Annotated in this window: 22 protein-coding genes; 13 read left to right on the forward strand and 9 right to left on the reverse strand. The window is 69.7% G+C overall.

Going from position 1 to position 23199, the window contains the following annotated elements; all coding sequences use genetic code 11:
• On the forward strand, nt 1-503 hold a 503-nt coding region (locus tag LAO51_10315; protein ID MBZ5639130.1), incomplete at its 5' end, for a 6-bladed beta-propeller.
• Nucleotides 484-2325 carry a hypothetical protein gene (locus LAO51_10320; GenBank protein ID MBZ5639131.1) on the forward strand — a complete coding sequence of 614 codons (1842 nt, stop codon included), beginning with the start codon at nt 484-486 and terminating at the stop codon, nt 2323-2325. The genes LAO51_10315 and LAO51_10320, both read left to right, overlap by 20 nt.
• A 35-nt stretch (nt 2326-2360) precedes the next feature.
• Here the strand turns inward: LAO51_10320 and LAO51_10325 are convergent, their stop codons facing one another.
• Nucleotides 2361-3389 carry a cytochrome C gene (locus tag LAO51_10325; protein MBZ5639132.1) on the reverse strand — a complete coding sequence of 343 codons (1029 nt, stop codon included), beginning with the start codon at nt 3387-3389 and terminating at the stop codon, nt 2361-2363.
• A gap of 130 nt (nt 3390-3519) precedes the next feature.
• Between LAO51_10325 and LAO51_10330 the strand changes: the two genes are divergently transcribed.
• The gene (locus LAO51_10330; GenBank protein MBZ5639133.1) at nt 3520-4968 is read left to right on the forward strand and encodes an RtcB family protein; all 1449 of its coding nucleotides are present in this window, start codon (nt 3520-3522) and stop codon (nt 4966-4968) included.
• A 78-nt stretch (nt 4969-5046) separates the two neighbouring features.
• On the opposite strand, the gene LAO51_10335 is transcribed toward LAO51_10330, so the two are convergent.
• On the reverse strand, nt 5047-5364 hold the full coding sequence (locus tag LAO51_10335; GenBank protein ID MBZ5639134.1) for a cytochrome c family protein: 318 nt from the start codon (nt 5362-5364) through the stop codon (nt 5047-5049).
• Nucleotides 5365-5900: 536 nt separating this feature from the next.
• On the opposite strand from LAO51_10335, the gene LAO51_10340 reads away from it, so the two are divergent.
• The 8 genes from LAO51_10340 (at nt 5901) to LAO51_10375 (ending at nt 15572) form a co-directional block, all read left to right on the forward strand.
• Complete coding sequence (locus LAO51_10340; protein ID MBZ5639135.1) at nt 5901-6236, forward strand: response regulator; 336 nt, start codon at nt 5901-5903, stop codon at nt 6234-6236.
• A 47-nt stretch (nt 6237-6283) separates the two neighbouring features.
• A complete protein-coding gene (locus tag LAO51_10345) occupies nt 6284-6850 on the forward strand; it encodes a CBS domain-containing protein (protein ID MBZ5639136.1) in 567 nt (188 codons plus the stop codon).
• Nucleotides 6851-6966: 116 nt separating this feature from the next.
• Nucleotides 6967-9273 carry an NADP-dependent malic enzyme gene (locus LAO51_10350; GenBank protein MBZ5639137.1) on the forward strand — a complete coding sequence of 769 codons (2307 nt, stop codon included), beginning with the start codon at nt 6967-6969 and terminating at the stop codon, nt 9271-9273.
• Nucleotides 9274-9554: 281 nt separating this feature from the next.
• Nucleotides 9555-12314 carry a cytochrome c3 family protein gene (locus LAO51_10355; protein ID MBZ5639138.1) on the forward strand — a complete coding sequence of 920 codons (2760 nt, stop codon included), beginning with the start codon at nt 9555-9557 and terminating at the stop codon, nt 12312-12314.
• Between the two features lie 25 nt (nt 12315-12339).
• Entirely contained in the window at nt 12340-13578 is a 1239-nt protein-coding gene (locus LAO51_10360) for a hypothetical protein (protein ID MBZ5639139.1), read from the forward strand.
• A complete protein-coding gene (locus tag LAO51_10365; protein ID MBZ5639140.1) occupies nt 13575-14468 on the forward strand; it encodes a cytochrome b/b6 domain-containing protein in 894 nt (297 codons plus the stop codon). Before LAO51_10360 ends, LAO51_10365 begins: the two co-directional genes overlap by 4 nt.
• A complete protein-coding gene (locus LAO51_10370) occupies nt 14425-15117 on the forward strand; it encodes a rhodanese-like domain-containing protein (protein ID MBZ5639141.1) in 693 nt (230 codons plus the stop codon). The genes LAO51_10365 and LAO51_10370 overlap by 44 nt, the downstream gene beginning before the upstream one ends.
• Nucleotides 15117-15572: a hypothetical protein gene (locus LAO51_10375; protein MBZ5639142.1), complete on the forward strand. Its 456-nt coding sequence runs from the start codon at nt 15117-15119 to the stop codon at nt 15570-15572. The genes LAO51_10370 and LAO51_10375 overlap by 1 nt, the downstream gene beginning before the upstream one ends.
• On the opposite strand, the gene rpsT is transcribed toward LAO51_10375, so the two are convergent.
• From rpsT to LAO51_10410, 7 genes are all read right to left on the reverse strand, one after another.
• Nucleotides 15553-15828, reverse strand: a complete 276-nt coding sequence (rpsT, locus tag LAO51_10380) for a 30S ribosomal protein S20 (protein ID MBZ5639143.1) — start codon at nt 15826-15828, stop codon at nt 15553-15555. The genes LAO51_10375 and rpsT overlap by 20 nt on opposite strands.
• Nucleotides 15829-15942: 114 nt before the next feature.
• Nucleotides 15943-16782: a tol-pal system protein YbgF gene (gene ybgF / locus LAO51_10385; protein MBZ5639144.1), complete on the reverse strand. Its 840-nt coding sequence runs from the start codon at nt 16780-16782 to the stop codon at nt 15943-15945.
• A 46-nt stretch (nt 16783-16828) separates the two neighbouring features.
• A complete protein-coding gene (gene pal / locus LAO51_10390; GenBank protein MBZ5639145.1) occupies nt 16829-17404 on the reverse strand; it encodes a peptidoglycan-associated lipoprotein Pal in 576 nt (191 codons plus the stop codon).
• Between the two features lie 112 nt (nt 17405-17516).
• Entirely contained in the window at nt 17517-18860 is a 1344-nt protein-coding gene (gene tolB, locus LAO51_10395; GenBank protein ID MBZ5639146.1) for a Tol-Pal system beta propeller repeat protein TolB, read from the reverse strand.
• Nucleotides 18861-18882: 22 nt separating this feature from the next.
• The gene (locus LAO51_10400) at nt 18883-19659 is read right to left on the reverse strand and encodes a TonB family protein (GenBank protein ID MBZ5639147.1); all 777 of its coding nucleotides are present in this window, start codon (nt 19657-19659) and stop codon (nt 18883-18885) included.
• Nucleotides 19656-20012 carry a biopolymer transporter ExbD gene (locus LAO51_10405; protein MBZ5639148.1) on the reverse strand — a complete coding sequence of 119 codons (357 nt, stop codon included), beginning with the start codon at nt 20010-20012 and terminating at the stop codon, nt 19656-19658. Before LAO51_10405 ends, LAO51_10400 begins: the two co-directional genes overlap by 4 nt.
• A 92-nt stretch (nt 20013-20104) precedes the next feature.
• A complete protein-coding gene (locus LAO51_10410; GenBank protein MBZ5639149.1) occupies nt 20105-20791 on the reverse strand; it encodes a MotA/TolQ/ExbB proton channel family protein in 687 nt (228 codons plus the stop codon).
• Between the two features lie 57 nt (nt 20792-20848).
• On the opposite strand from LAO51_10410, the gene recN reads away from it, so the two are divergent.
• The gene (gene recN, locus LAO51_10415; GenBank protein MBZ5639150.1) at nt 20849-22693 is read left to right on the forward strand and encodes a DNA repair protein RecN; all 1845 of its coding nucleotides are present in this window, start codon (nt 20849-20851) and stop codon (nt 22691-22693) included.
• Nucleotides 22690-23178, forward strand: coding sequence for a pantetheine-phosphate adenylyltransferase (gene coaD / locus LAO51_10420; GenBank protein MBZ5639151.1), 489 nt, complete (start codon nt 22690-22692; stop codon nt 23176-23178). Before recN ends, coaD begins: the two co-directional genes overlap by 4 nt.
• The last annotated feature ends 21 nt before the right edge of the window (nt 23179-23199 follow it).

Consider the following 23199-nt stretch of genomic DNA (forward strand, 5'->3'; position numbering starts at 1 on the left):
TGCTCTACGTGGTGGACACCCTCGCGAACCGGATCCACGCGTTCTCCACCGGCGGCGAGTTCGCGTTCTCGTTCGGGGAGCGCGGCGACGCCCCCGGTCGCTTCAACTTTCCCACCCACATCTTCCGGTCCGCCGCCGGGGAGCTCTACGTCACGGACTCGCTCAACTTCAGGGTGGAGATTTTCGACGAGGACGGGAAGTTCCAGAGCGCCTTCGGCCGGCACGGCGACGGATCCGGTGACCTGGCGATGCCCAAGGGCATCGCGGTGGACCGGGACGGCGTCGTCTACGTGGTGGACGGGCTCTTCGACAACGTCCAGCTCTTCGACCGGCAGGGCGACTTCCTCCTGACGTTGGGCAGGAGGGGGGTGGATTTCGGCGAGTTCTGGCTCCCCAGCGGGGCCTTTCTCAGCGAGAGCGACGAACTGTATGTGTGCGATACCTACAATCGACGAATTCAGGTGTTTCACGTCGCGACGGGCTATGGCAAAGGCCGGTCCTGACTCCGGCCCCCGCCGCAGGGGGGCGCTTGGCGCGGGACTCCTCGCACTCGGCTCGGCGTTCACGTGTGCTCTGGCGGTCCCGACGGACATCGTCAGCACGAAGCACAACCTCTCGGTTTCGGGAACCGGTCAGGTAAGGGCGCTGACCGAGAACCGGATCTGCATCTTCTGCCATACGCCGCACAACGCGATGCCGCTCTCGCCGCTGTGGAACAAGGAGATCGAGCCGCAGGTCTACACCGTGTACGTCAGCCCCAGCCTGAGGGCCGGCCCGCTTCCGCAGCCCTCGGGCCCGTCGAAGCTCTGCCTGAGCTGCCACGACGGGACCATCGCCATGGGAGCGGTGGTGAATCCGGCGGGAGGCATCGTCATGGCGGGAGGCGACCGGCTTTCCCCCGGCAGCCTCTCCAACTTCGGGCTCGACCTCTCGGGACACCACCCGGTGTCGTTTCCGTACCACACCGCCCTGCCCAACGCGGAGCTGTCGGCCACGCCGCCGCCCGATCTCACGTACGGCGGGTCCGACGAGGTCCACTGCGTCACCTGCCACGACCCGCACAGCGACGCGTACGGCGATTTTCTCGTCAAGGACAACCGCTACTCCTCGCTCTGCACGACCTGCCATCAGATGACCGGGTGGAATGGATCGGCTCACGCCACCTCGACGGCGTCGGTCGCGGGGATCCTCCCCCGGCCCCCCAAGACGTGGCCGACCTACACCCAGCTCGGCGAGTGGGGGTGCGAGACGTGCCACACGCCGCACTTCGCCCCGACCGCGGAGGACCTCCTGAATTTCACCTCCGCGCCGCCGGAGCCGTTCTCGTGCACGAGCGCGGGGTGCCACTCGTCCGAGCCGCCGCCACCTCACGCCGCGTCGGGGATCGCCGGCGCCGCGCTCCGTCCGCCCGGAGGGATGGCCGACATCGCCCGCCAGGTGCGGAAGCCCTCCGCGCACCACATGCCGGAGGGCGTCTTCACGGCGGCCGCGCGCATTCCCGGGGGAGCGGCGCGGACCGGCGTCCGGGGCGTTGCGTGCGCGGATTGCCACAATCCCCATTCGGTCACCGGCGCGAAAGGTCAAGCGCCCTACGCCTCGGGCCTCCTACAGGGCGTGAGCGGCATCGACCGAAACGGCGCCGCGGTCCGTGCGGCGACCTACGAGTACGAGATCTGCTTCAAGTGCCACTCGGAGTCCAGCGCGGACCTCGAGTACGTTCCGAGGGTCGTCGGCGGCACGAACACCCGGCTGGCCTTCGATCTCTCGAACCCCTCGTATCACCCGGTCGTGGGCATGGGGAGGAACTTGGACGTCCCCAGCATCCCGTCGTCGATCACGCCGACGATGAGCGCGACGGAGGTCATCTACTGCAGCACCTGCCACGCCGACGACGAGGGAGGCTCGAACGGCCCGCACGGCTCGTCGTTCCGGCCGATCCTCCGCGAGCGCTACGAGACCACCGACAACACGAAGGAGGGCTACGAGAGCTACGCCCTGTGCTACCGGTGCCACGAGAGGGCGAGCATCCTGGGCGACGCGAGCTTCAGGAAGCGGGCCGGCCGCCGGACGGGGTCGGGGGGAGGCCACAGCGGCCACCTGGCGGCGGGCATCCCGTGCTCGGCGTGTCACGATCCGCACGGCGTGAGCGGGGCGGAGGGATCAGGAACGGGGTCCCACACGCACCTCATCAACTTCGACACGAGGATCGTGCTGAAGAACACGAAGGCGTACCCCGTGTTCAACGATACCGGGGCGCTCTCGGGCGGCTGCGATCTCGTCTGTCACGGCAAGGTTCATGACGACGCTTCGACGTCCTATCCCTGAGGCTCGGCCGGCGCGGGCCGGGAGTCGCCGCCCGTTCATCTCCCCGCGACGTGCGTCGTAGCCTCGGGCTTCTTGCCGGGGCTCTCCCGATCGTAGGATTGCGGCCGGTGGCATCCCGGCGCGCACGATCCGCCGGTCGCGGTCTTGACGAACCTCAGAGGGAGATTCCACTTCCCGAACGGCACCGTCTCGGCGACCAGCTTGGGAAGCGCGCCTCCGTGGACGGCGTGACACAGCTTGCAGCTGCGTCCCCTCCGCGGGTTGTTCACGTGCAGGTAGTGGAGGTTCCTCTCGCCGTCCCTGAAATTCGTCGCGAACGACGTGTCGGGGTCCTGGACCAACTCGCGCTTGTGGCAGCCGAAGCAGAGCCCGAATTCCGAGGCGGTGTACGGGACGTACGGATCGGCGGGAAACTCCTTGACCAGGAGCCTCGGATACGGGCCGCCGTGGGGGTCGTGGCAGGGAGTGCACTTGCCGTCGTTGATCGGGCCGTGGAGCAGCGTCATGCTCTTCGCGACGACGGTCGCGTGGCACGTCAGGCAGGTCTCCTTCTCCTCCTTCTTCAGCAGCGCCTTCGTGTCCGATTCGTGGGGAGTATGGCAGGCCGTGCAATCCCCGGCGGCGACGGGACCGTGGACGAACTTGAAATCGACCTTGTCCGAATGACAGGTCGCGCACAGCTCCTTGAGCGGCTGCGCCAGGAGCTTCGGCTCGTCCGCGGCATGGGGATCGTGGCAGGTCGTGCAGGACCCGTCCTTCACCGGCTCATGGACGTGGCTCTTCTTCCCGAACGCGTCATGACAGCCGTCGCAGAGCGCGGGAGGCGCCGCCGTGAGCTTGAAGGTCTTCGCGCCCCTCTGGGGATGCGGCGTCGCGACGGACTCGTGGCAGTTGCCGCAGGATTCCGTCACGGGATGGACGACCTTGCGCTTGATCAGCTTCTCGTGGCACTGGGCGGAGATGCACCCTTCCTCGGCCGCGGCGGCGCGAGACGCGAGGAGGAGCGCGCCGGCCGCGAGCGGAGCGACGAGGAGGCGCCGGAGCGAAGTTCTTCGCAGTCTCATGAGCCGCTGATCCTAACAGAGCGCTGCGTGGTTTCGCAGGGTCCTTCGCACCCCCGAAGCGTCGAGCAAGAAGCGTGCCCGAGCGGCCCGAGAGCGTGGTAGGCTGACGGACGCGGGGAGGCCATCCTTCATGACGCCGATTCCCACCGCAGAGCGCATCGACGCATACCGATGGCTCCTCCCTCGGAAAGGCGGGATGCGCACCGACGGCATCGTGTTCGCCAGCGACCGTCTGATGCGGGATCTCGTGGGGGATCCCGCGCTCGAGCAAGTGGCCAACGTCGCGTGCCTCCCCGGCATCGTCGGCGCCTCGCTGGCCATGCCCGACGCGCACTGGGGGTACGGGTTCGCCATCGGCGGCGTGGCGGCGTTCGACGCCGAGGAAGGGATCGTCTCGCCGGGGGGAGTGGGGTACGACATCAACTGCGGGGTGAGGCTCCTGCGCTCCAGCCTCGACCTCGGTACCGTTCGATCCCGGATGGACCGTCTCGTGGAGGCGCTGTTCGCCGCCGTGCCGACGGGCGTGGGCTCCCACCGCCGCGACGAGGTGCTCACCGAGAAGGAGGAGCGGGACCTCCTGGTGCGCGGCGCCGCGTGGGCCGTCGACCGGGGGTACGGCTGGTCTTCGGACCTCGAGGCGATCGAGGCGGGCGGCGTGCTCGAGGGTGCGGACCCCGATGCCGTTTCGGCTCGCGCCATCGAGCGGGGAAGGGCGCAGGTGGGGACCGTCGGGAGCGGGAACCACTTCATCGAGGTCGGCTTCGTGGACGAGGTGTACGACGAGGCGGCGGCGTCCGCGTTCGGTCTCGCGCATCACGGCGTGACGGTCCTGATCCACTCGGGCTCGCGCGGACTCGGCTACCAGGTCTGCGACGACGCGGTGAAGTCCATGGTGAAGGGGGCGGCGAGATACGGGTTCGAGCTTCCCGACCGGCAGCTGTGCTGCGCGCCGCTCGGTTCAGAGGAGGCGAGGGCCTATCTCGCCGCCATGGCGTGCGCGGCGAACTACGCGTTCGCGAACCGCCAGCGGATGGCGCACGGGGTGCGCGAGGCTTTCGAGAAGACGTTCGGGGTCGGGCCGCGGGAGCACGGCCTGCACACGGTCTACGACGTCTGCCACAACGTCGCCAAGTTCGAGACGCACGAGGTGCAGGGGCGGCCTCGACGGGTCCTGGTCCACCGGAAAGGGGCCACGCGCGCGTTCCCCGCCGGCCACCCCGACGTGCCGGAGCGGTACCGCGCCGTCGGCCAGCCGGTCCTGATCCCCGGCGACATGGGGCGCTACTCGTACGTGCTGGCGGGGGCTCCCGGCGCCATGCGCGAGACGTTCGGGAGCACCTGCCACGGGGCCGGCCGGGTCATGAGCCGCACGGCGGCGAAGCGCGCCGCTCGCGGCCGCTCGCTGCTTCAGGAGCTCAACGCCCGGGGGATCTCGATCCGGTCGGCCGGGATGGCGACCATCGCGGAGGAGATGCCGGAGGCTTACAAGGACGTCTCCGACGTCGTCGACGTCGTCCACGGAGCCGGGCTCTCGACGAAGGTGGCCCGCGTCGTCCCCATGGGCGTCATCAAGGGCTGAGCGGGCGAAATGAAAGGGGCGGCCCGGCAGGGGCCGCCCCGGACGTACCGATCAGGGGACAGTCCTGTCCCCGCGGCGCTACGCGGCCTTGACGTGACAGCTCTTGCAGTTCTTGGAATCGGGCGCCTTCTTGCCCGCGGCCACGCTCTTCTCGTGGCAGCCCTTGCAGAGCTTGTGAGCGGCGTCCATCATCTTCGGCACCTGGCCCTTGGGTTCCTTCCCGTGGCAAGCGGTGCACGCCTGCGGAGCTTCGCCGGCCTTCAACGTGTGGTGGCACTCCTCGCACTTCGCGCCTTTGTCCACGTGGGCCTTGTGGGGGAAGGTCACCGTGCCCATCTTCGTGTCGAACTTGATCGTAGCCTTGTCGGCCGGGATGTCCGCGGCCATCACGCACATGCTGACCAGGAACAACCCGGCTACCAGAAGCGCCAGTCTCCTCACGATCGAGCCTCCTTTTCGCACCGCCGGGTGCCCTGCGCGGCACCGGCCGCCTATGGTTGAACCGCCTTCGTGGCCCGCGCGCTCCCCGGGCCTCGAACCTCGAAGAGAACGCCGTCGCCCGAGGCGTCGACGCAGCACGATCCGGGACTTTATACCACACCCCCCTTCCGACCCCGACGCCGCCCGCTCGGTGATCGCCACACGAGGAACCGGCGTCATCCCGCCGTTATGCGAAGCTCGTGCCGGGGCGATCCGAGTCCCCGCCTGCGGGATATCGCCCACGGGTGGGGTCACGCTCCGCACGGACCTGCCGCTCTCGAGCGGGAGGTACCGTCGTGCGCTGAGCTAAGACGCTGACGGACCGACGGTTGCCCGGCGGCGTTCAGGTGGCCGGAGTCTTGCACGAAGCGCTGCCGAAAGGGCGATCCATGACCGAGCCTTCGAAACCATCCCTGAGAGTCCTGGCGGTCGATGACGAATCTCTCATTCGCATGAGCCTGAGGATCGCGTTGGCGCGGGAAGGGTATCAGGTGGACACCGCGTCCTGCGGCGTCGAGGCCATGGCGCTGATCGACCAGTTCCGGTACGACCTCGTGCTCCTAGACCTCCGCCTCCCCGACGTGAGCGGGATCGAGGTCCTCCGCTACGCGCGCCGCCACGATCCGGAGGTGAAGGTGCTCCTCGTCACCGCATCCACCCATGCTCCCTCCGCGCTGGAGGCGGCGGAGGAGGGGGCGGTGGGCGTCGTCGCGAAGCCGTTCACCCTGAAGACGATCGCCGCGGCGACCCGGCGCGCCATCGCGGGACCCTCTCGGCTGACCGGCTGAAGGTGATACGATGGGGCCCGCCGCGCGAGCGGCCGGGAGGCTCCGTCGTGAACACCAGCGCCCGCGACATCATGATCAGGGACGTGATCTGTGTCCCGCAGGACATGGATCTCCGGGATCTCGCCCGGCTCTTCCTCGAGAAGGGGATCACCGGCGCTCCGGTCCTGGACCGCGAGGGCAACCTCTCGGGAGTGATCTCGCAAACCGACTTGCTCTACTACCAGCTCGCTCGCGGAGACGAGCTCATCCTCGAGTCGGACTTCTATCAGAACGTCAAGGTGGAGGGGCGCCACCTCCCCGCGGGGTTCCAGGTGGAGGACGTCAACGTCCAGCGGGTCGAGGACGTGATGACCCCCGTGGTGCACTCCGTGCTGGAGAGCGCGGACGTGGACGCCGTGGCGAGAATGATGACCCGCAAGCACATCCACCGCGTCATCGTCCGGAGCGGCCGAAAGGTCGCCGGGATCATCACGGCCCTCGACGTGCTGCGGATCTACGGCCGGAACCTCGCCGCCGGGCGGGCGACGGCGCGCGGCAAGGCGCCGGCCGCGCGCCCCGCCGCGAGCGCGCGACGGGGGCGGGGGCGTCGGGCCGCCGCGAAGGGCCGCGCGTGAAACGCGCCGGCGCGTGACGCGCACAACGTGAACCTGGGACACGGAAGCGCCTGCCGGGCGGACGCGGAGCCGCCGCGGATCGCCGGTGGGCCTGGGACAAGAAAAGGACGGAAGCCATGATCATCCGCGACAGCGACGCTCTCGACTACCACAGCATGGGGCGCCCGGGGAAGATCGAAGTGGTCCCCTCGAAGCCCTGCCTGACGCAGCGCGACCTCTCGATGGCGTACACGCCGGGAGTGGCGGTCCCCTGCCTCAAGATCCGGGATGATCCCCGCGACGCGTTCAAGTACACCGGGAAGGGGAACCTGGTGGCGGTGGTCAGCAACGGCACCGCGGTGCTGGGCCTCGGCGACATCGGGGCGCTGGCGGGCAAGCCGGTCATGGAGGGGAAGGGGGTCCTGTTCAAGCGCTTCGCCGACGTGGACGTGTTCGACATCGAGCTCGACACCCACGACCCGGACGACATCATCAAGTGCGTGAAGCTCCTCGAGCCGACCTTCGGCGGGATCAACCTGGAGGACATCAAGGCGCCCGAGTGCTTCTACATCGAGGAGACGCTGAAGAAGGAGATGAAGATCCCGGTGTTCCACGACGACCAGCACGGGACCGCGATCATCAGCGGCGCCGCCCTGCTGAACGCCCTGGAGATCGTCGGGAAGGACATCGGCAAGGTGCGCGTGGTGTTCTCGGGCGCCGGCGCCGCCGGGATCGCCTGCGCCAACATGTACGTCGCCCTCGGCGTCGATCCGCAAAACATCCTGATGGTGGACAGCAAGGGGGTTCTGCACGAAGGGCGCGAGAAGATGAACGCGTACAAGGAGGCCTACCGGCGGAAGACGCACTGCAAGACGCTGGCGGACGCCATGAAGGACGCGGATGCCTTCGTGGGCGTCTCGGTGAAGGGCATGGTGACCCAGGACATGGTCCGCTCGATGGCGAAGAACCCGATCATCTTCGCGATGGCGAACCCCGATCCCGAGATCACCTACCCGGACGCCATTGCCGCGCGCTCCGACCTGATCATGGCGACGGGGAGGTCCGACTATCCCAACCAGGTCAACAACGTGCTGGGCTTCCCGTTCATCTTCCGCGGCGCCCTGGACGTCCGGGCCAGCGCCATCAACGACGAGATGAAGATCGCCGCGGCCCACGCCCTGGCGACCCTGGCGAAGGAGGACGTCCCGGACGTCGTGATCAAGGCCTACGGCGGCGAGCGGTTCTCGTTCGGCCGCGAGTACATCATCCCCAAGCCGTTCGACCCGCGCGTCCTCACGTGGGAGGCCCCGGCGGTGGCGAAGGCCGCCGTCGCCACCGGCGTCGCCACGCTCCCCATCGCGGACTGGGACGAGTACGTCGCGATCCTCGAGCGGCGGATCCTGGGGAGGGGCCGAGAGGTCATGCGGGTGGTCCGCCAGAAGGCGATGCGCAGCAAGTCCAAGCGCATCGTGTTCCCCGAGGGAGGGGAAGAGAAGGTCCTGAGGGCGTGCCAGCAGATGGTGGACGACAAGATCGCCGAGCCCGTCCTCCTCGGGAGCGAAGACGAGATAAGGGCCCACGTCAAGCAGCTGGGGCTCGACCTGACCGGCGTCGAGATCGTGGACCACGTCAAGTCCAAGAAGGCCGGGGCGTACGCGAAGCGGCTCTACGAGCTTCGCCAGCGCGCGGGCGTGACGCCGTTCGAGGCGGATCGTCTCCTGAGGGATCCGCACTACTTCGGCGTGATGATGGTCCACACGGGCGACGCGGACGGCCTGGTCTGCGGGCTCAACCGCTCCTACCCCGACACCATCCGGCCCGCGCTCCAGATCATCCGGCTCAAGGAGGGCGTGAGCCGCGTGGCGGGAATGTACTGCATGGTGCTCAAGGACAAGGTGCTGTTCTTCGCCGACGCCACCGTCAACATCGATCCCAGCGCGGAGGAGCTGGCGGAGATCGCCATCATGGCCGCGCTGATCGCCAAGGAGGACTTCGGCATCGAGCCTCGGGTCGCGATGCTCTCCTTCAGCAACTTCGGATCGGTGAAGCACCCGTTCGCGGACAAGATGCGGCGCGCGACCGCCATCGCCCATCAGCTCGCGCCCGGCCTCCTCCTGGACGGCGAGATGGCGGCGGACACGGCCCTGGTGCCCGAGATCTGTCAGACGACGTTCCCGCACTCGAAGATCGTCGGCGACGCCAACGTCCTCATCTTCCCGGGCCTCACTTCCGGCAACGTGGCGTACAAGCTGGTGCAGCACCTCGCGGGGGCGGAGGTCATCGGGCCGATCCTGATGGGGCTTAACCGCCCGGTGAACGTGCTCAACCACTACTCGTCGGTCTCGGAGATCGTCAACATCGCCGCGATCACCGCGGTCATGGCCCGCAGGGCGGGCCAGCCCGTCGTCCCGACCCAGAGCCGGGCGGAAGCGCTGGTCCGCTGACGGGTTCCTCCCGCAACTTCCCGGCGGCGGGTCGCTCGAACGGTCCGCCGCCGCGCCGTTTCCATCAACGAATCGAGCCGCGGCCTGCGCCAATTCCCGCAGGCCGACGGTGCTCTGCGCTGGGGCGGACTCGACCGGGGTCCTGGGGTGCCCTGTTTCCCCGCGATCCGGAGGGCTCCGGCGCCCCGGATCCGCGGCGAAGGGTGGCGCGTGCCTTGCAAAATCGACCCGTCCCTCGAGGGGCCGGGCGTGCGGGTTTCTGCACGGGGCGGAAGAGGGAAATGAAGCGGTTCTTCGCGCTGTCGTTCCTGATGGTCCTGGCCCTCGCGGCCACCGCCGCGAAGGCGGACGAGCCTTGCCTCGAGTGCCACGGCGGCGGCGCGCTCGACACTCCGCGGCTCAACATCGACGCGGGGGTGCTCGCGGGGTCCGTGCACGGAAAGGCGGGGATCGGCTGCGCCGACTGCCACCAGTCGCTGGCCGGAGTCACCGACTTCCCGCACGGCAAGGTGGCTCCCGTGGACTGCGGGAGCTGTCACGGCGAGATCGCGAAGACCTACGCGGGAAGCCTGCACGGGCAGTTGGTCAGGAAGGGCGCGAAGCTCGCGCCGCGATGCCCGACCTGTCACGGCGCCCACGACATCCTCCCGGTGAAGGATCCCCGGGCGAGGGTCGCGCGGCCGAAGATCCCGTTCCTCTGCGGCTCGTGCCACAAGGAGGGCACCCCGGTCACCCGGACCTACGACATCCCGCAGGACAAGATCCTCGAGCAGTACTCGGAGAGCATCCACGGCGAGGGGCTCCTGAAGCGCGGCCTCACCGTGGTCGCCGTCTGCATCGACTGCCACACCTCCCACAATCTGCTGCCCCACACGGATCCCCGATCGAGCATCAATCGGAAGAACATCGCGAAGACCTGCGAGCAGTGCCACGGGCTCATCGAGCAGGTCCACCAGAAGGTTATCCGGGGGGAGCTGTGGCAGAAGGCCCCGAGCGAGGTCCCGGCGTGCGTGGACTGCCATCAGCCCCACCGCATCCGGACGATCTTCTACGACGAGGGGATGTCGGACACGCAGTGCCTTCGCTGCCACGCCGACCCGAAGCTCGCCACGACCCGCGGCGGAAAGGCCGTGTCGCTGTACGTGAACCCGGATGAGGTCCACGACTCGATCCACCGGAACACGCGGTGCGCCCAATGTCACACGGGGGCCGACCCCACGGCCAAGGTCCGGCCGTGCTCCACGATCCGCACCAAGGTGGACTGCTCGATCTGCCACGCGGAGGTCTCGAAGACGTACGCCACCAGCACCCACGGCAAGCTCTCCGACCGGGGTGACCCGAACGCGCCGCTCTGCCGCGATTGCCACGGCGTTCACGGCGTCCGGTCCCGGAAGGACCTCCGGTCGAACACGTTCCCGACGAACGTTCCGGCCCTTTGCGGCCAGTGCCACCGGACGGGGAACAAGGCGGCGGTTCGATACACGGGGACGGAGCGCCGCATCGTGGAGAACTACGTCGAGTCGATCCACGGCAGGGGTCTTCTCGCCAGCGGCCTCGTGACCACGGCGAAGTGCACGGATTGCCACACGGCGCACCACGTCCTGCCGCACGACGATCCGTCCTCCAGCGTGAACCCGAAGAACCTGCCGGCGACCTGCGGGAAGTGTCACACCGGGATCTACGAGACGTTCGAGAAGAGCATCCACTCACCGGCCGTCTCGAGGAGCGACAAGCCCCTTCCCACCTGCTACGACTGCCACAGCTCCCACCAGATCGTCCGGCACGACACCGAAGGGTTCAAGCTCGCGATCCTCGGACAGTGCGGGAAGTGCCACCGGGAGGTGACCGAGAGCTACTTCGAGACCTACCACGGAAAAGCGTCGAAGCTCGGCGGGACCACGACGGCGAAGTGCTACGACTGCCACGGCTCGCACGACATCCTCCCCCCGACGGAGGCGGCCTCCCACCTCTCGCGGCAGAACATCGTGAAGACCTGCGCGAAGTGCCACCCGGGCTCGCACCGGCGCTTCGCGGGGTACCTCACGCACGCCACGCACCACGACCGGAAGAAATACCCCTGGCTGTACTGGTCCTTCTGGCTCATGACGACCCTCCTGGTGGGAACCCTCACGGTGTTCGGGACGCACACGCTGATGTGGCTCCCGCGCTCGTGGCAGCTCATGAAGCACCGGAAGACCCTCGAGGCCGCCCCCCACGAGAAGGAGTACCGCCGTTTCCCGAAGCTCTACCGCCAGCTCCACATCATGGTCATCGTCAGCTTCCTCGGTCTGGCGATCACCGGCATGTGCCTGAAGTTCTCTTACCTCCCCTGGGCGCGGTGGATCGCGGGCCGCCTGGGCGGGTTCGAGTCGGCGGGGTTCATCCACCGCGTGTGCGCGGTGATCACCTTCGCCTATTTCGGCATCCACCTCTGGGACCTCTTCCGGAAGAAGCGCGCGTCGGGGAGGGGCTGGGCGCGGTTCGTCTTCGCCGAGGACTCGATGGTCCCCAACGCGGGAGACCTGAGAGATCTCGCCGCGACGTTCCGGTGGTTCGTGGGTCGCGGCCCGCGCCCCGCCTATGGGCGCTGGACGTACTGGGAGAAATTCGACTACTTCGCGGTGTTCTGGGGGGTGGCCATCATCGGCGCGACCGGGCTCACGCTTTGGCTCCCCGAGCTGTTCACGTACGTCCTGCCCGGCTGGTTCATCAACGTGGCCACCATCATCCACTCCGACGAGGCGCTCCTGGCCACGGGGTTCATCTTCACGATCCACTTCTTCAACACGCACTTCCGGCCGGACCGCTTCCCGATGGACGCCGTGATCTTCACCGGCCGCACGACCGTGGAGGAGCTCAAGGAGGACCGCCCGCGCGAGTACGCGGCGCTGGCGCGTCGGGGCGAGCTCGAGCGGCACCTCGTCGATCCGCTCCCGCCGTACGTGGTGAGGGGGTTCAAGATCTTCGGCGCGATCGCGCTCTTGATCGGGCTCGGGCTGGTTCTCCTCATCGTCTGGGCGGAGGTGTTCGGGTACCGCTGACCCGGCGGCAAGCGGAGGGGCGAGCATGGGGATGGGGCAGGGGACGGCGACCGGCTTCCTGATGGCCGCCTCGGTGGCGCTCGCGGGCGGGGCGTCGTGGGCGGCCAGGGGAGGCGGCGACGCCGCGTGTCTCGAGTGCCACTCGGGGGGCAACCTCGGGAAGCCCGAGCTGGACGTGGACACGAAGGCGCTCGGAGCTTCCGTTCACGGCGCCCAAGGGCTCTCGTGCACCGACTGCCACGCCGACCTCGCCGGGGCGAGGGACTTCCCCCACGGAAAGACCTCTCCGCCCGCCTGCGGCGGATGTCACGACGCCGAGCGGAGCGCCGTCGAGCGGTCCGCGCACCGGCAGAACGACGCCGCGTCGCCCCGCTGCTGGTCCTGCCACGGGGGGCACGACGTGCTCAAGGCCGGCGCAAAGGCCTCGAGGATCGCCCCGCTGAACCAGCCGGGCACCTGCCTCGGGTGTCACGCCGACCCGAAGCTCGCCGCGGAGCACCGCCTGCCCGTCCGCGAGAGCGCGGAGGCGTTCAAGTCGGGCATCCACTACCAGCAGCTCCTCTCCGGCAACGGCGCGGCGCCGGCCTGCACCACGTGCCACGGGGCCCACGACAACGTCTCGCACCGGGATTCGAAATCGCCCATCGCCCGCGGGAACGTGGCGACGACGTGCGGCATGTGCCACTCGGAGATCTCCGACCAGTTCAAGGGGAGCGTGCACGGGGTCGAGCTGGCGAAGGGGAACGCGGACGTGCCGACCTGCACGGGGTGCCACAGCGAGCACGCGATCCGGGGGCCGAAGGACCCGGCTTCGCCGGTCTACGCGACGCACGTGGCCAAGACCTGCTCCCACTGTCACGAGAACCAGAGGCTCTCGAGCCGGTACGGGATCGCCGCGGAGCGGCTCCGGACCTTCACCGGCTCGTACCACGGGGCCGCCAGTCGGTTCGGCGACGCCACCGTGGCCAACTGCGCGTCCTGCCACGGCGCCCACGACATCCGGCCGTCCGCCGACCCGAAGTCGAGCATCCACTCGTCGAACCTGACGCGAACGTGCGGGAAGTGCCATCCGCAGGCCGGCCTGAACTTCGCCTCGGGGAAGATCCACGTTCGCGACCTCCCCGAGGACAACTACTGGGCGTGGATGGTCAAGCGGCTGTACCTGTCGATGATCTGGTCGGTCATCGGAGGATTCGTGGTGCTGATCCTCGTGGACCTCTGGGGGAGGGCGAGGACGCGCCTCTCCGCGAGGGGCCGATCATGAGCCCGTCGAGCCGGACCGCGTCGCCGCTGATCGCCGACGACGAGATCTTCGTCCGGATGACCCTCGCGCAGCGGCTTCAGCACGCGATGATCATCGTCGCGTTCACGACGCTCGTCGTGACCGGATTCCCGCTGGTCTACCCGGGCTTAAGGGTCTGGGACTGGATCGGGCTCGGTCCCGCCAGCTTCGGCGTCCGCTCCCTCGTGCACCGGATCGCCGGGAGCGGCCTGATCCTGGTCAGCCTCTCGCACGTCGCCTACGTCATGCTGACCGAGGAAGGCGGCCGCTACTTCCGCGAGATGATGCCGAAGCTGATCGACGCCCGCCAGCTGGTCGAGTCGGTGATGCACCAGCTCGGACTCATGGATTGGCTCTACCGACGCGGCCGGATGCGGGGGATCCTGGACCGGAATCCCTGGCTCCGATTCGCCGAGCCGCCCGAGTACGGGAAGTACAACTGGATCGAGAAGTTCGAGTACCTCGCCATCGTGTGGGGGAACTTCGTGATGATCCTGACGGGACTCTGCCTCTGGTTCTTCGAGGCGGCCTTCGCGCTGTTCCCGAAGCCGGCGATCGACATCATCAAGCTGGTGCACGGCTTCGAGGCGTTGCTCGCCCTCCTTGCCATCGTCATCTGGCACATGTACTGCGTCCACCTGAACCCGGAGGTGTTCCCGATGAGCCGAATGTGGCTGAGCGGGAGGATCTCCGGTAAGCTTCTCCGTCATCACTACCCGGGCTGGTACCGGGAGATCGAGGCCGAGCGCCGGCGGAACGACCGCGTCGAGGCCGCGCTCCTCTGGTACGATCGTCATCATCCGCCCGGGGACGCGGAGGGAACGCGGGATGTCGCAGACGACGGAACGCGGGGCGGCGGCGCGGGACGCTGAGAGGCTCGGGCGCGCGATCGCCGTCCTCGTGGCCACGGGGATCGCGCTGGGGCTGGGCTACAACGCGCTGGGACGGTCCGGTCGTCCCCCACGAGGACTGCCTTGGATCGCGGAGGTCAAGGACCTCCCCACGCTCGACGAGGTCCGGAATTCGGCCGCAAACGGCGCGCCGCCCGCTCAGGTCGCCCCGCGGGCGGGGGCCCCGACGCGCCAGGTGAGCGATGACCCGCTGGCGGTCTCGGCGGGCGCCCAGGAGGCCGGTGCGGGCCTCCCCGAGGTGCCGGACGTCGGCCGGCCGGTGAAGATCCAGCTCGCCGCGGTGAGGAGGTTCTTCGACGCTCGCGCCGCGTTGTTCGTCGACGCCCGTGAGGCGGCGGACTACGCCACCGGGCACGTGCCGGGCGCGATCAACCTGCCGTTCGACGAGTCGGTCACCGATCCCGAGAAGCTCGAGAAGGTCGACAGCCAGGGGCGGCCGATCATCGTGTACTGCGGCGGGAACGGGTGCGAGGTATCGATCCAGATGGGCGAGGCGCTGGTGCAGGCAGGCCACCGCAAGGTCCTGGTGGACGAGGGCGGGTTCCCCGAATGGGAGGCCGCGAGCTACCCGATCGCGAAGGGGGCCGAGCCCGGGGGAGGGAAGCGCTGATGGACTCCCTCCGCCGCCTGCTCCTGGATCGCCGCACGATCCGGGTGGGACAGATCGTGATCGGCCTCGTCTTCGCGACCGCCTCGCTCAGCAAGATCGGCGATCTCCCGGCGTTCGCGCTCCAGGTCCACAACTTCCGGATCGCGCCGGTGTGGAGCGAGAACCTGATCGCGATGGCCCTCCCCTGGGTCGAGCTGGTCGCCGCGCTGTCCCTCCTCCTCGGCGTTCGCCCGCGCGCGGGGGCGGTGGTGGTGACGGCGCTCATGGCGGGATTCACCGTCGGCGTGATCCTGGCGATGGCCCGGGGGCTCGACTTCGAGTGCGGGTGCTTCGGCACCGCCGACCACACGCGGGTCGGCGCCATCAAGCTCTTGGAGAACCTCGCGATGCTGGGGGTCTCGCTGGTGGCGCTCCGGTGGCCGGTGGGGACGGGAGCTAGCGCGTCGGCGAGCTGAGCTTGTTCACCGCGAGGGTCGCGCGGGACTTGCTGCGCGCCGCCGCGTTCGCGTGGAGGACACCGAGCTTCGCCGTGCGGTCGATGAGGGAGAGGGTCTCCGGGAGCAGTTCCCTGGCCGCCTTCTCGTCGCCCGAGGCCACCGCCTTCCGGAACTTCTTGACCTGGGTCCTGAGACGCGACGCGTGCTGCCGATTCCTGACGCGGCGCTTCTCGTCCTGGCGGTGCTTCTTCAGCGCGGACTTGTGGGACGCCATACCGGGTCTCCCGCTCCTTCCCGCCGCGCCCGGACCGTGCACTCGCTCTGCTCCCGCGCAGCGTAAACGCGAATTCTAGAGACTGCGGGCCGGATCGTCAAGGGAGCGCCGGGATCACTTCGTGGCGCCGAGGCTGGACAGCTTGTCCCGCGCGATTCGCGCCTCGTCGCTCGACGGGTACGTCGTGACCACGTACCGGAGCTGCACGATGGCCTGGGCGATCTGGTTCTGCTCCAGGAAGGCGAGCCCCTTCTTGAGGTTAGCGGCCGCGGCCCGGTCGCCCTGCGGGTACTTGTCGAGCATCCGATCGAACGCCTGGACCGCCTCGGCGAACTTCCCCTGGCTGAAGAGGCACTCGCCGACCCAGTAGAGTGCGTTGTCGGCGAGATCGCTTTCCGGAAAACGCGTCGCGTACTCCTGGAATCCGGACACGGCCAGGACGAAGTTCCCTTTGGAGAAGTCGGCGTAGGCCGTGTTGTAGAGCGACTGCGGGTCGGGGACCGGTTCGACCGGCGGCGCTCCCGGGGCGGGCGCGGGCGCGGCGCCGGCCTCCGGGCCGGTCCCCGCCGGAGCGACCGGGGACGCGCCGGCCGCTCGCCGGGCGAGCTCCCGGCTGGCCTGGACGTCCGACGAGAGGTGGTCCACCCGGCGGTTCGTCTCCTTGACCCGCTCGTCCAGCGCCGACTGCTGCCGCGCCAATTCGTCGAGCCGGACCCTGAGGTCGGCGAATTCGGGCCGCTTCACCGGGTCCTGGCCGGCGATCCGGCCCTCGACCCCCGTCAGCCGGTCCCGGGCCTCGCCCTGCTCCTTCTGGATCTTCAGGAGGTCCTGGCGCACGTCGGCCATGTCCTTCTCGAGCCTGGCCACCTGATCCGGCATCACGCAGGCCGCCGCGGCGAGCGCCACGGCGACCGTCGTGGCGAGGCACAGCGAGTGACGGGCCGGTCCGCGCATGGCGTGCTCCTCGAGGGGCGGGCGGAAGTTGCTCGTCCCCGCGGCTTCAGGATTCGATCACGAATTCCGCGCGGCGGTTCTTCGCGCGCGCGGCATCGTCGTGGCCCGGATCCGCCGGGCGCTCCTTGCCGTACGAGATGGTCTTGAGCCGCGACGCGTCGACGCCGAGACCGCCGAGGTAGTCCCGCACCGAGGCCGCGCGCCGCTGGCCGAGCGCCAGGTTGTACTCCACCGTCCCGCGCTCGTCGCAGTTCCCCTCGATCCTCACGACGCGCGCCGGATTGGCCTTGAGCCAATCGGCGTTGGCCTGAAGCGTCGCCCGCGCCGCGTCGGAGAGATCGGACTTGTCGTAGTCGAAGTAGATCGTCGCGAGGACCTTCTTCCGGTTCAACTCGTCCGCCGTGGATTCCGGCCCGAGGGGCTGGGACGTGACGGGTTGCGTCGGGAAGGACTCGGTGACCTCTTTCTTGGGCTCGGCCCCCGGCGGTCGCGCGGGAACGGCGTTCCGCTCGGGCGCGGCGGACGCCGCCGGCGGGATCGGCTGCGTTCTCCTGCAACTCCCCGCCGAGAGGAGCGGGACCATGAGCACGACGGCAGAGATCGCAGCGAGGCGGGACCGCATCTTGGCTCTCCTCCGCGCGAGAACGCGCCATCCTCCCGAGGTTAACAGATGCCGGCGGCGGGATGCAAGGAAACGGCCGTCGCGCCGACGCGGACGCCCCGCGGGGATCCCGTCAGCGGGACCAGTCGGGTGTGAAGGAGTCGCTTCCTCGCGTCAGCTGGCGCGCGTCGCTGCCGTCGGCCGCCATCGTGTAGATCTGCCACCCCCCCGAGCGGTTCGACGCGAACACCAGGTGGCGGCCGTCTCCCGCCCATCGCGGATCCTCGTTGCTCCCCTCGCCGTGGGTGAGGCGGCTCATGGCGCCGCTGGCGAGGTTCAGCACCACGATGTCGAAGCGTCCCTCGCGACGCGAGACGAACGCGAGCCGGTCTCCCTGCGGCGACCACGAGGCGGAGTCGTTGAACTCCCCTTCGGACGAGACGCGGCGCGCGTTCAGCCCCTCCGCGTCCATGATGTAGACCTGCGGGCTCCCCGAGCGGTCCGACGTGAACGCGATCTCCCGCCCGTTCGGGGAAAACGACGGCGACGTCTCGATGCCGGGGGTGTGCGTCAGGCGCGTGTTGCGCCCGGTGCCGAGCTCCACCACGTAGATCTCGGAGTTCCCGTCGACGTCGGAGTTGTACACGATCCTGCGGCCGTCCGGCGACCAGGCCGGCGCCGAGTTCAGGTCGCCGCCCGCGGTGGCCACTCGATTCGTCTTGCCGTCGCTGTCCATGACGTAGATCGCCGGGCGGCCGCTCCGCCAAGAGACGAACGCGAGGCGCTCGCCGTCGGGGGACCAGACCGGCGAGAGATTCAGCGTTCCGGAGGTCGTGAGGCGGCGCAGCCGCCGCCCGTCGTAGTCCATCAGGTAGATCTCCTTGCCGTCGCCGTGCTTCGAGCAGAACGCGATTCGGGAGAGCGCCACGCCGGGGCGACCGGTGAAATGGCGCACGAGGTCGTCGGAAAGCTGGTGGGCGATTCGCCGGGCAAGATCGGTGCCGCCGCCGTACCGCCGGGCGAACACCAGGGTCCGGTTGGGATTGTCGTAGAGCCTCGCCTCGAGGTCGATCCTCTCGCCCTGAAGGGAGACGCGTCCCAGCACCAGCGAGTCCGCGCCGATCGATCGCCACTCGTCGTAGGGGACCGCGTCGGCCTTCGCCGGCGGTACCAGGTGGTACAGGGAAGGATCCACGACATCGAAGAATCCCACGAAGCGGAGGTCGTCGCGCAGCGTCTCGACGAGCTCCTGGGCTGGCCCGGCGGCGGAGGCGGCGGCATCGGCGGTCGGCAGCGCGATTCGGATCGGCGTGAAGCCCTCGCCGGTGACGACACCGGTGATCTGGGGCTGGGAGGGCTGCTGCGGGAGCGCCGGCGACCCGGTCGCGGCAAGCGCCACGACGACGGCGAAGGCGGCGCTTCGAGCGCGGACCTTCCGGGAGGCGGCGGCGCCGAGACGGGCGTAAAGGTCGGGCATCACGGGTCCTCGGGGCCTGCGCTCACGGGTTCCCAGGGCTGAAGCGGAACTCGAAGCGCGCGGCGAACGGCGGCTGTCCCCAGCCGGAGGGGAGGGGAGGGAGCGGCGACGCATCCTGCACGGCACCGAGCGCCGAGCGGTCGAGGGACGGGACCCCGCTGGAATCGACCACCTTGATGTTCCGGAGGGTCCCGTCGCGATCCACGTCGAACGTGACCGTCACCGAGAGGATGCCGCGCACGCCCTCCAGCACGGGCCGGATCCAGTGGCTCTGGAGGGAGGCGACGACGCTGGCGCGGTACCACGCGAACTGGGAGTCGATCGCGTCCATCGAGAACACGCCGGTGCCTCCCGCGGCACCGATCCCCGGTCCCGCGGTGCCGGAGGACCCCGGATTCCCGCCGGGAAGCTGCGGTCCCGCCGGCGGCGTCGGGCCGGCGGCCGGGACGGGTGCCGTGCTCTTCGGTTCCGGCCTTTCCTTCTTATCTTTCTTCTTCTTCTCGACCGTCTTGTCCGCGGGCTTCGGCGCGTCGAGTCGCACGCCCGCAGAGGGGGACGGAGAGGGGCGGGGCGCTGCGGAGGACGCGCCGCCGGCGTGGGACCCCGGCGAGGGGGGTGGCGCCGCGAGCCCGACGACCCAGGCATCGCCCATCGGGGCCGGCCGGTGATGGAGGCCGGGGAGGATCGCGAGGGCGGCGGTGGCCCCGACGTGGACGAGGAGGGAGACGGTCACGAAGGGGCGGAGCGGGCTTCGGCTCCTCCCGATCCGGATCACGAGCGCCGGGCCGCGCCGCGTCACGGCCTCTTCTCCCCGGGACTCTCGATCGGGACCGTGACCAGCGCGACGCGGGTGACTCCGGCCTTGCGGATCCGGTCCATGACCAGCAGAACCTCGCCGTAGGGGAGGAGCTTGTCGGCGCGGAGGAACACGGTCTCGCCCGGGCGGGTCGTCGCGAGCGCCTTCATCTGCTGTCCCAGGAGGTCGGGGTGGACCGGGCGGTCGTTGACGCGGATCCTGCCGTCGCGGTCGAGGGAGACCACGACCCGGGCCTCCTCCATCTCCGCCGCGGTCTCGGTCGCCGGGAGATCGAGCTTGATCCCGCGCTCCAGCATCGGCGCGGCCACCATCGAGATGATCAGGAGCACGAGCATCACGTCCACGAGGGGGGTGACGTTGATCTCGGCGAGGGCACGCCGGCCTCCCGACCTCGCGCCCCCGTTCGACACCGAGGCGCCCACGGAGATCAGGCCCTCCGCCCCTGGACCCTGTGGATGAAGTCGGCGATGAACTCGTCGGTCTTCGCGTCCATGCCGCGAAGCCGCCCGAGGAAGTGGTTGTAGGCGATCACCGCGGGGATCGCCGCTGCGAGGCCGGCGGCGGTCGTGACCAGCGCCTCGGTGATTCCAGGGGCGTACGCCGCGATCGAGGCGGCGCCCGCGGTGCCGATGCCGTGAAAGGCCTTCATGATCCCCCAGACCGTGCCGAACAGCCCGATGAACGGGGTGGCGCTGGCGGTGGTGGCGAGGAACCCCAGGCTCCTCTCGAGCCGGGCGGTCTGCACGAGCGCGCTCTTGCGAAGCATCCGGTCGAGCGCGTCCAGCTCGTCCCCCTCGGGAGCGCCGCCGGGGGGCGGGTTGAGGCTGATCTCGCGGAACCCGGCCCGGAACACTTGGGCGAGCGGGCTCTCGCGAAGCGTCGTGGTCGCGTCCTGGATCGCCGCGAGTCCGCCGCCCTTACGGAACTTCTCCAGGAAGGTCTCGGTCTCCCTCTCGGCCCGCCGGAAGATGCGCAGCCGCTCCGCGATGATCCCCCAGGAGATCACGGAGAACACCGACAACACCAGGAGAACGAACCTCCCCATGGCGCCGGAATCGCGTATTAGCGCCCAGATCTCGACTTCGCCGGCCGTCGCGGCGGGAACCATGAGCATGCACGTCCTCCCGCGCGGCGATCGGGCCCGTTGCTAAGGCGCCGCTCGCCGTGCGTCATGCTATCCGAGGGGGGTAAGGGCGGCAAGACACGCGTCCCCCTCGACGCGCTTCTCGCGGGCGTGCTAGCATCGCCGCTCCGCGCCGCCACGCCTCCGAGGCGCGGCTTCTCCGAGCCGATGCTCAAGACCCTTCGAATCCGCAACGTCGCGATCATCGAGGATCTCGCCGTCGACTTCGGTCCCGGGCTCAACGTTCTGACCGGAGAGACCGGTGCCGGGAAGTCCATCATCGCGGACGCCCTCGGGCTCGCCGCCGGCGACCGCGGCGATGCGGCGCGCGTGCGCACCGGCGCGGAGCGCGCGGTCGTCGAGGCGGTGTTCGCAGTCGGGGACTCGCCGTCCCTCCGCCACCTCCTGTCGGAGCGCGGGCTCGACGACGCGGGGGACGACCTCGTGGTCCGGAGGGAGGTATCGGCGTCGGGTGGAAGGGTCTTCGTCAACGGCTCCCCCACGACCCTGGCCGCCCTTCGCGAGGTCGGCGACCGGCTCGTGGAGCTGCACGGCCAGCACGAGCACCAGGACCTGCTGGAGCCGGAACGCCATCTCGCGCTGCTGGACGCGTTCGGCGGGCACGTCGATGAGGCGCGGTCGGTCGAGCGGGCTCACGCCGCCGTCCTCGCCGCCCGGGAGCGGCTCGAGCGGCTCCGCGCGTTGGCCGCCGAGTCCGTGTCGCGGGCCGACGACCTGGATCGTCGTGTCCGGGAGATCGATGCCGCGGCTCCCGAGCCCGGGGAGTCCGAGCACCTCGAGCGGGAGCGTCACGTCCTCCAGCACGCGGGCACGCTGGCGCGCCTCGTGGACGAGATGGTGGAGCTGCTCTACGAGGGAGAGCCGTCCGGAGCCTCGCTGGCCGCCGCCGCGTACCGGCGTGCCGAGGAGGCGGCCTCGATCGACCCGGTGCTCGAGGAGACGGCGAAGCGGATCGAGGCAGCCCGGATCGAGCTGCAGGACGCCGGCGCGACGCTCCGGGACTACCGCGAGCGGACCGACTTCGACCCCGCGCGGCTCGAGGCGGTGGAGGCGCGCCGCGTGCTCCTGGAGCGCCTGCGCCTCCGCTACGGCGCGGACGAGTCGGCGATCCTCGCGCATCGCGAAACGTGTGCCCGCGAGCTCCACACGCTCGGGAGCCTGGACGGCGAGACCCGTTCGGCGGAGGGGACGGTGGCGATCGAGGAGGGCAGGTACCTCGAGGCGGCGGCCGCGCTGGGCGGAGCGCGCCGCGAGGCTTCGGAGCGGCTTCGCGTCGCGGTGGAGGCGCAGCTCCGCCACCTTGCGCTCGGCCGCGCCACGCTGTCGGTGCGATTCTCCGCGGCGAGGGGCCCTCTCGTGGGCGCGGCGGCGGGCGCGGCGGTCCCGCTGGGGCGGCGCGGGGCGGAGCGGGCGGAGTTTCTCCTCGCGGCGAATCCCGGGGAGATGGAGCGGCCGCTGGCACGGGTCGCGTCGGGAGGGGAGCTGTCGAGGGTGATGCTCGCCCTCCACCTCGTGCTGGAGGGGGCGGCCGAGGGGCGCGTCCTGGTGTTCGACGAAGTCGACGCCGGCGTGGCGGGAGCCGCCGCGGACGCGGTGGGGTCGCGGCTCGCGCGGCTCGGCGAGCGAAGCCAGGTCCTCTGCGTGACTCATCTCCCCCAGGTGGCCGCCCACGCGGATCATCACTACCATGTCCTCAAGAAGGTCGTCGCGGGGCGCACGCGCGCCGAGGCGAAGCGTCTCGGCCGCCGGGAAAGGGTCGACGAGCTGGCTCGGATGCTCGGAGGACGGGAGGTCACCGCCGCCTCGCGCCGGAACGCCGAGGCCCTGCTGGCCGCCGCGGGCGACGGACGGGCTTCCGGGAGGAAGTCGTGAAGAGAATCGCGGTCTATCCGGGCACGTTCGACCCGGTCACGAACGGCCATCTCGACCTCGTCGAGCGCGGGCGGAGGCGGTTCGACCGTCTCGTCATGGCGATCCTGAGCAACGAGGAGAAGCAGCCGATGTTCACCCTCGAGGAGCGGATCGGCTTCCTCCGCGACGCGACGTCCCCATGGCCCGACGTCGAGGTGGCCACCTTCGACGGCTTGCTCGTCGCGTACGCCCGCCGCATCGGCGCTTCGGTGATCCTGAGGGGGCTCCGCGCCGTCTCGGACTTCGAGTACGAGCTCCAGATGGCGATGATGAATCGCCGTCTCGAGCCGGAGGTCGAGACGGTGTTCCTGATGCCCAGCGAGGCGTACTCGTACGTCTCCTCGAAGCTCGTGCGGGAGGTGGCGAGGCTGGGCGGGAACGTCGACGGGCTCGTGCCCGCCGCCGTGGCGCGCGCGCTCGAGCGGCGCCACGCGGGGCCGCGTTGAGCGTCGCGCCGCCGCGTCGCC

The organism is Terriglobia bacterium, from assembly GCA_020073205.1.
Taxonomy (GTDB): Bacteria; Acidobacteriota; Polarisedimenticolia; order Polarisedimenticolales; family JAIQFR01; genus JAIQFR01.